At 40.0% G+C, this 7,587-nt stretch carries 7 protein-coding genes and 1 tRNA gene; 2 read left to right on the top strand and 6 right to left on the bottom strand.

Going from position 1 to position 7,587, the window contains the following annotated elements; genetic code table 11:
* The 6 genes from B3Y13_RS05230 to lnt form a co-directional block, all read right to left on the bottom strand.
* Positions 1 to 72: transfer RNA gene (locus B3Y13_RS05230), tRNA-Met, on the bottom strand.
* Between the two features lie 117 nt (positions 73 to 189).
* Positions 190 to 915 carry an anaerobic ribonucleoside-triphosphate reductase activating protein gene (locus B3Y13_RS05225; RefSeq protein ID WP_296693164.1) on the bottom strand — a complete coding sequence of 242 codons (726 nt, stop codon included), beginning with the start codon at positions 913 to 915 and terminating at the stop codon, positions 190 to 192.
* A 50-nt stretch (positions 916 to 965) separates the two neighbouring features.
* Positions 966 to 1,523, bottom strand: a complete 558-nt coding sequence (gene nrdD / locus B3Y13_RS05220) for an anaerobic ribonucleoside-triphosphate reductase (protein ID WP_296668971.1) — start codon at positions 1,521 to 1,523, stop codon at positions 966 to 968.
* Between the two features lie 27 nt (positions 1,524 to 1,550).
* Entirely contained in the window at positions 1,551 to 3,686 is a 2,136-nt protein-coding gene (locus tag B3Y13_RS05215; RefSeq protein ID WP_296022730.1) for a ribonucleoside triphosphate reductase, read from the bottom strand.
* Between the two features lie 2 nt (positions 3,687 to 3,688).
* Positions 3,689 to 4,192: a transcriptional regulator NrdR gene (gene nrdR / locus B3Y13_RS05210; protein WP_296668969.1), complete on the bottom strand. Its 504-nt coding sequence runs from the start codon at positions 4,190 to 4,192 to the stop codon at positions 3,689 to 3,691.
* Positions 4,193 to 4,240: 48 nt separating this feature from the next.
* On the bottom strand, positions 4,241 to 5,929 hold the full coding sequence (gene lnt / locus B3Y13_RS05205; RefSeq protein WP_296693161.1) for an apolipoprotein N-acyltransferase: 1,689 nt from the start codon (positions 5,927 to 5,929) through the stop codon (positions 4,241 to 4,243).
* A gap of 113 nt (positions 5,930 to 6,042) precedes the next feature.
* Between lnt and B3Y13_RS05200 the strand changes: the two genes are divergently transcribed.
* Positions 6,043 to 7,230 carry a galactokinase gene (locus B3Y13_RS05200; RefSeq protein WP_296693160.1) on the top strand — a complete coding sequence of 396 codons (1,188 nt, stop codon included), beginning with the start codon at positions 6,043 to 6,045 and terminating at the stop codon, positions 7,228 to 7,230.
* Positions 7,223 to 7,587, top strand: a 365-nt coding sequence (surE, locus tag B3Y13_RS05195; protein ID WP_296693157.1) for a 5'/3'-nucleotidase SurE, incomplete at its 3' end; no start/stop codon positions are given. The genes B3Y13_RS05200 and surE, both read left to right, overlap by 8 nt.

Genomic DNA, 7,587 nt, shown 5'->3' with positions numbered 1-7,587 from the left:
AGGGGCAATAGGACTTGAACCTATGACATACGGAATATGAGTCCGGTGTTCTACCAGCTGGACTATGCCCCCAAGTGATTGTTCAACTATACCAAAGTACAAAAAAAAGGTCAAGCATCAAAATGCAAAAAAATTGAAAATAATCAAAACAAAAATAATTGGCTGTCTGTAAAAAATGCTTTTTATAAATTATCTTAGGCAGGAATTTTGAATAAATGTCTTTGCGTAGTTTATAAGTTCTGAAAGTTGAGATTCGCTGTAAGGTGGAAGCGCATTATAGAGAGGCTCAAGACAGTTTCCGGCAGAAAAACGTGCGAACTGCCATGAGGCGTCTTTTGGAAGAATTGCGGCGATATTTTCTATATCTTCTTTCTGTACGAGTGTCGGAACTAAAACTGTTCGGAATTCTCGGCTGGCGGAAGGATATTCTTTTAATATTTTTATCGATTTTTTTAAGGCCTGTTCATAATCTGTTTTGTCGTAAATGTTGGAATAATTTAAAAGCCTGTGATATTTGTGAGGGCTTGTTTTTATGTCCATTGAAATAAAATCTGGACGTGTCTGCGGATTTTCTGTAATTTGCTGTAAAAGTTCTGGCATTGTGCCGTTTGTGTCCAGCTTGATCTTGTAGTTTAATTTTTTTGCAAAAAGAATGAGTTCTTTTGTGTCAGGATTTAAAAGCGCTTCTCCTCCGGAAATTACTAATCCGTCTAGAACGTCTTTGCGTTTTATAAGGTGGTTTTTAATTTCGGTTATGGTAAAAAGACCATTGTCGTCTTGGGGTTTTGTTACTAACTGTGCATTGTAACAGTACGGACATCGCAGGTTGCAGTGCTTTAGAAAAACTGCGGCGCACACAGTTCCTGGAAAATCAACGAGAGATGTTTTTACGAGTGCGCCGATTTTTTCATTCATATAATTTGTTCAATTTGTCTTTTTATCCGGCAAATATAAAAATTGCGGAGTTAAACTGCCTGTGCCAGATTCATTTCTGGAATTGAAGTTTTTATGTCTTCTACGCTGTGTGCCCGCGCGATTTCAGTTCCATTTTCGTCATAGAAAATTACTGTTGGAGCAGAAAATACGCCTTTTGCGGCTGCAATTCTCAGCCCTTCGTCTGTATCAACATCAATTAACTTTCCTGTAAGATTAAGTTCTTCCATAAAGGCTTTTACTGGAGGACAGTTTGGACAGGTTTTCCTCATAAAAAATTCATAATCTGCCGGCACTGCCGATTCTTCCGAGCATGTGTTTTCGTTTTCTGAACTGTTTGTTTTGTTAAAAAGTGAAGCCTGAAGTTCCTGCTGACAGTCTGGCTGGCCTGAAAAAGTCTCGTCCACTGTAAAAAGTTTGCGATGATTGTATTCGTCGCGCTTTCCTTTGTTCCAGTTTTTTACGGCACGGTAATATCCTACAATTCTTGCATAGACCTCGGTTTCTGTTCCGTGCACGTTTTTGAGTTCTTCTCTTAAAGATTCAATCTGCGCATCGAGTTCTTCGATTGTTTTTGTCTGCTCTGTCATTTTATCTTCTCCCATTTTTGTTTATTGTTACTTTTTTTTGTTTAAAAGTGAATTTCGTTCAGCTTCAAGTTCTGCAAGTTTTTTTCTTAATTCTGCTTCTTTTTCTGCCTTGCATTTTGGACATTCAAAATGCTCTCCAGCAATGTAGCCGTGCACTGGACAAACTGAATATGTCGGGCTGATTGTAAAATACGGAATTCTGTAATTTGTAAAGACTTTTTTTACAAGATCACGGCAGGCGCGCCAGTCTTTTATCTGTTCTCCCAGGAACATATGGAAAACTGTTCCGCCTGTGTATTTTGTCTGCAATTTTTCCTGCTGGTCGAGGGCTTCAAAAACATCCGAAGTGTAATCGACTGGAAGCTGTGAGCTGTTGGTATAGTAAGGCTCGTCTTTTCCGCTTGTGATTATGCCAGGAAAGTTTGTTTTGTCATGCCGTGCCAAACGGTAAGATGTGCTTTCGGCAGGAGTTGCCTCAAGGTTGAACAGCTCGCCAGTTTTTTCCTGATAATCCTGCATTTTTGAGCGCATATGGTCGAGCACTTCACAGGCAAATTGATAGCCTTTTTTGTCTGTGATGTTTACGCCCAAAAAGTTCAGACAGCATTCGTTCATGCCGCACAGACCGATTGTGTTAAAGTGGTTGTCCAGTGTTTTTAGGTATCGCTTTGTGTATGGAAAAAGTCCGTTGTCCAAAAGCTTTTGAATTACTTTTCGCTTTATGCAGAGGCTTTGTTTTGCCAAATCCATTAGGTAGTCAAGCCTAGCGTAAAATTCTTCCTCTGTTTTTGCAAGATATCCGATTTGCGGAAGGTTGATTGTTACAACTCCGAGAGAACCTGTAAATTCGTCTGAGCCGAAAAGTCCGCCGCCTCGTTTTCTTAATTCTCGTTTGTCGAGTCTGAGCCGGCAGCACATTGAGCGGACATCATTTGGATTTAAATCCGAATTGATGAAATTTTGAAAGTAAGGTGTTCCGTATGCGCTTGTTATTTCAAACAAAAGCTTTGCATTCTCGCTGTCCCAGATGAAATCTTTTGTAATGTTGTATGTTGGAATCGGATATGCGAATCCTCGGCCGACGGCATCGCCTTCCAGAAGAAGCTCAAGAAAAGCTTTGTTTATCATGTCCATTTCTTTTTGACAGTCGCCGTATTTAAAATTCTGTTCTTTTCCGCCTACGATTGCTTTTTTATTCTTTAAGTCGTCTGGACAGATCCAGTCAAGCGTTATGTTTGTAAACGGTGCCTGGGAACCCCAGCGGCTTGGTGTGTTTACTCCGAATATGTAGCTTTGAATGCACTGTTTTACGCTTTTATAGTCAAGATTATCTGCTTTTACAAAAGGAGCAAGATATGTATCGAATGATGAAAGCGCCTGAGCGCCAGCCCATTCATTTTGCATTATTCCCAAAAAATTGACAATTTGGTTTACCAATGTTGAAAGGTGAGATGCTGGTTTTGAGGTGATTTTGTCTGGAACACCGCCAAGTCCTTCCTGAATAAGCTGTCTTAAAGACCAGCCGGCGCAATAGCCGGAAAACATCGACAGATCGTGAATATGAAAAGCGCAGTTTTTGTGGGCTTCTGCAATTTCTGGAGTATAAATATTCTTTAGCCAGTAGTTTGCCGTTACTGTTCCTGAGTTGTGAAGAATAAGGCCTCCAAGTGAAAAATTCACGTTTGCATTTTCTTTTACGCGCCAGTCTGACTGTGCAAGGTAGCCGTCCATTGTTGCGTTTATGTCGAGCATTAAGGATTTTGAGTCGCGGATTGCCTCGTGTTTTGCACGGTAAAGAATGTATGCTTTTGCAACTTCAACTTCCTTTGCTTCTATAAGCACGTTTTCGACAATATCTTGAATTTCTTCGATTGCAGGAATTGAATGTGCGCGACGGCCTGCCAAAAGAACTCTCAGGTTTTCTTCAACCTTGTCTGTAAGTTCTTTTGCTTTTTCTGTGTCTGGAATTTTTGAAACAGCTTCAATTGCCCTGTTTACGGCTGATTCTATCTTTGAGCGGTCGTATTTTTCTATCGAGCCGTTGCGTTTTACAACCTGTCTTAAAAAGCCTTTTGTTTCTTCATCGCTGGATGAGCCCAAAAAACTTCTCCATTGCGGAAATATTGACAAATCATCGCTGTTTGTTTTTTTGAAAGATTCCACCTTTATTCTCCCTCTTCTGTTTTTTCTGTTTTGTTTTTCTTTTCACGGTTTTTCTTGGAAAGGTTGTTTACTTCTGTAACAAATTCCTCGAGATTTTCAAAGTGCTTGTATACGGAAGCAAAACGGATGTATGCAACCTTATCTATGTCGTACAGTCTTTCAAGGACGAATTCTCCCAATTCAGATGTTGAAATTTCTCGGTTCGCCTTGCCTGCGATTATTGCACGGTCTTCTATGTCATTTATGATGTTTTCTATCATATTTGTCGCAACCGGACGTTTTTCGAGGGCCCGGTCGATTCCCTTTTCGAGTTTTGTCCTGTCAAAAGGCTGCCTGCGTCCGTCTCTTTTTATTACCATAAATGGTTTTTCTTCGATTCTTTCGTAGCTTGTAAATCTGTATCCGCAGCTTACACATTCACGGCGGCGGCGGAGCGATTCTCCGTTTGCCATTGTGCGTGATTCAATGACTTTGTCGTCTAGGCTTCCACAGTAAGGACAGCGCATAAAAAAAATATCCCCTCTAGCAATAGTGTTATTTTTATAACTAATTCATCATAAAACACTAAATCTAGACTGGCAATAGAATTTTTTTGATTTTGCGCAAAAAAACAAAAAACTGGCAATCAAGATTATAAGCAAATGAGGAAGCCAGTCTCCGAACTGAGAAGCGACAGTAACCTGCCTTCCGTAAACTGGAATTGAGATGCTTAAGTGCGCAGGCTCAAAAAGTGGAAGTGAAGAAATGACTTTCCCAGACGGAGAAATTACTGTTGTAACGCCAGAATTTGTGCAGCGGGCGAGGGTTGTTCTGAATTCAATCGCCCTGTAGGCTGCCACCGCAAGATGCTGGTATTCTGCTGACTGTGTTTTTGACCACGAATCGTTTGTGATATTCATAAAAAGCTCGGTTCCGGCAGAAAAAAGTCCGCGGAAAACGTGTCCAAAAGCGTCGTCAAAGCATATCGGAGCGGAAACTATAACTGAAGTTTTTTCCGGCTGTCTTTTTTCAAGAGAAATTATTTCCATATCAAGATTTTGTTTTGGCGAAGAGACAGGTATTTCAAAAACTGTGTTTTTTGTTCCTGCCGTCCATCCGTATGAAAAACCTGCGATTTTTTTTATGAAATTCCGTACAGGTTCGTATTCAACAAAGGGAATTGCTTCTGCAAATGGAACGAGATGAAGTTTTGAATATGCGCCTGCAAGTTCACCGTTTTTGTTAAAAAGAAGCGCCGCATTTGAAAATTTATGGTTTTCGCGGTCAAGAATCATCGCTCCGCCGATTATAAACGGAACTTTTTTTTCTTTTATGTATTTTATAAGAGGTTTTTTCTCCGGATGTGTCAGATAATATCCATATGAATCCGGCCATCTTCTGTTTAGGATGCCTTCGCTCCAGACAACTAAATCCGTTTTTTTATGGTTTGAAGAAAATTCTTTAATTCCCTCATCTGTAAGAAACTGAGAAACCTCAATTGCGTCTTTTTCGTTTGAGCGGTAAGTGTCCATGTCCTGCTGAACCATTACCGTATTGATATGCTTGACTGGAAATCTAGGTTTGTTGTATTGATAAAATCCATATATTGCTGTCAGTCCGAAGAGAATAAAAAATGTTTTTGCCGCGAGCTTGTACGAAAAAACGCAGCTTTTAAGGTTGAGGATTTTTTTATGTTCGTTTACAAGAAGAATTCCCTGCGCAACGACCGAAGAAAAAAGCGCAAAAATAAAAGTTACGCCGTATTGGCCTGTAATGTCTGCGATTTGCATAAAAAACGGCCACGAAAGTGCTGTCATGGAAAGAGTTCCCCACGGATATGCTAAAAATCCTGTCGATTTGCACCACTCGTAAACGACATAGACGCCTGTAAACCAGAAAATCTTAATCAGAATAAAAATTCCCGGCAAACCCCTGTTTTTTTGAGAAAAAGGAAAGAATAAAAACCAGCCGATTATTCCTTCGATAAAGGCTGTTCCCAGAAGGCTTGCTCCGAGTGTAAAAAGCGCCATTCCCTGAAAATTTTTTAGCCAGAAACTTGAAAATAAATGAACAAGGCCTCCGTGTAAAAATGAAAGCCAGAATGCTTCTTTGTAACTTTGTGAACGTGAAATTGCTATATATAGAGGAACGAGTGCAAAAAGCGCAAAGAGCGGGCACCCGATTTTAAATAATTCATTTGGAATTGCAAGCGAAATTAGCAGGCTGGAAAAAAAAGATAAAAAAACTTGTAAAAAACAGAACATTATAATATCATTCTATAAATATTGATTTTTTTTAGCAAGGTTTTGAAAATATCCAAGCATATTTAAAAATGTAAATAAAAAGTTAATCGTTGCACCAAAAGTAGAGAGGCACTATGGAACAGGCAGATTTTACCAGAAATGAGCACTTGCAGGAATATCAGGTAAAACCAGCTGTTATTGCTGTTGCGAACGGCAGATTTCATTTGATTGGCGAACATACTTGGTTTGCAAAGGATAAAACTTTATCTATGGCAGTTGACCTGCCTGTTTTTGTCGCTGTTTCTAAACGGCAGGACGTTTCGCTCAGATTTTATTTTTCCCAGTTAAAAGACAGAAAACGCGGAACTTTAACCGCGTTGAAATTCAGAAAAGAAGACCGCTGGGCAAATGCTCTTAAAGCGATTGTTTACGGTTTTATTTCAGGTGGTTTTGACCTTTCTGGAATAGATTTTACGGTTTATTCCCAGGTTTTACCTTCTGCCGGATGCGGAATTACGACAGCAATAAAAGTTGCAACTGCCTATGCAATCAGAAAGCTTTTCAATCTTCAGTGCTCGGATTCTCAGCTTTTGCAGGTAATTGAGCGTGGAAACAAGATTTTCCTTAATCTTGAGAATTACATGGCGGATTATTTTTCTGCAATCTATTCAAAAGAAAATTCACTTGTTCTTACGGATTATTCAACAGGTTCTTGTGATTTGGTTCCGTTCAACTTTGAAGATAAGATAATTCTTCTTACAGATACTAAAGTTCCGAGAGTTGAAATTTGGAATGAAGAAACTATTCAGCAGCCTGAAAATGTCCTTCTTCTCGGCGAGTTAAAGGAACGGAAGTCAAATGTTTACGGAGGATGGGTTTATGAAGAAAATCCTTCCGAAGTAAATGATGTTCTTTCTGTGGTGCCGGAAGATACTCGAAGGCGTTTACAGTGCATTATGCGTGAACACAAATACGTCCTCGAAGCTCAGAAATCGCTTATGGCCGGAGAATTCGGAGGTTTTGCGAGGGCTGTTATTCACAGTTATAAAAATATGCGCGAAGACTATGAGCTTTCTTGTCCGGAAATTGATTGGATTTTAAAAAGATTGCAGGAGATAAATCCGAATGCGCAAGATTCAAGAAATCCAGTTTCGTGCGGAAGAATTACAGGCAAAGGTTTTGGACGCATGACTTACACGATTATGAACCGTTCAGACGAGCAGGCGTTTAGAAAAACTCTTGCCGAATACGAGCGAATTTTTGGATTCAAGGCGTCCTGTTACGAAGTCCGGCCTGCTGGCGGGGTACAGGTAATTGAATAATTCAAAAAAACTGAATTTATTGCTCACAAACGATGATGGAATTTCTGCTCCGGGGCTTCAGATTCTTGCAGAAACTTTAAAAAAAGTTGCAAATGTTTATGTTCTGGCTCCGTCTTCCAACAGATCTGCCGTTTCCTCTCATATTTTAATGCACGAGTCGCTGACTTTTAAGCGGTTTGCGGAAAACGAATGGTCTTGCTCAGGTTATCCTGCAGACTGCGTAATTTCGGCCTTGCGTTCAAATCTTTTTGAAAATGTTGAATTTGATGCTGTTTTTTCAGGAATAAACAAGGGCCCGAACATGGGAACCGACTGTATTTATTCAGGAACGGTCGCAGCGGCAAGACAGGCGGTTTT

The sequence above is a fragment of the Treponema sp. UBA7567 genome, assembly GCF_002476655.1.
In the GTDB taxonomy this organism is placed as follows: Bacteria; Spirochaetota; Spirochaetia; order Treponematales; family Treponemataceae; genus Treponema_D.
The sequence above is the reverse complement of the archived record's forward strand: the minus strand, read 5'-3'. Positions and strand labels throughout refer to the sequence as shown.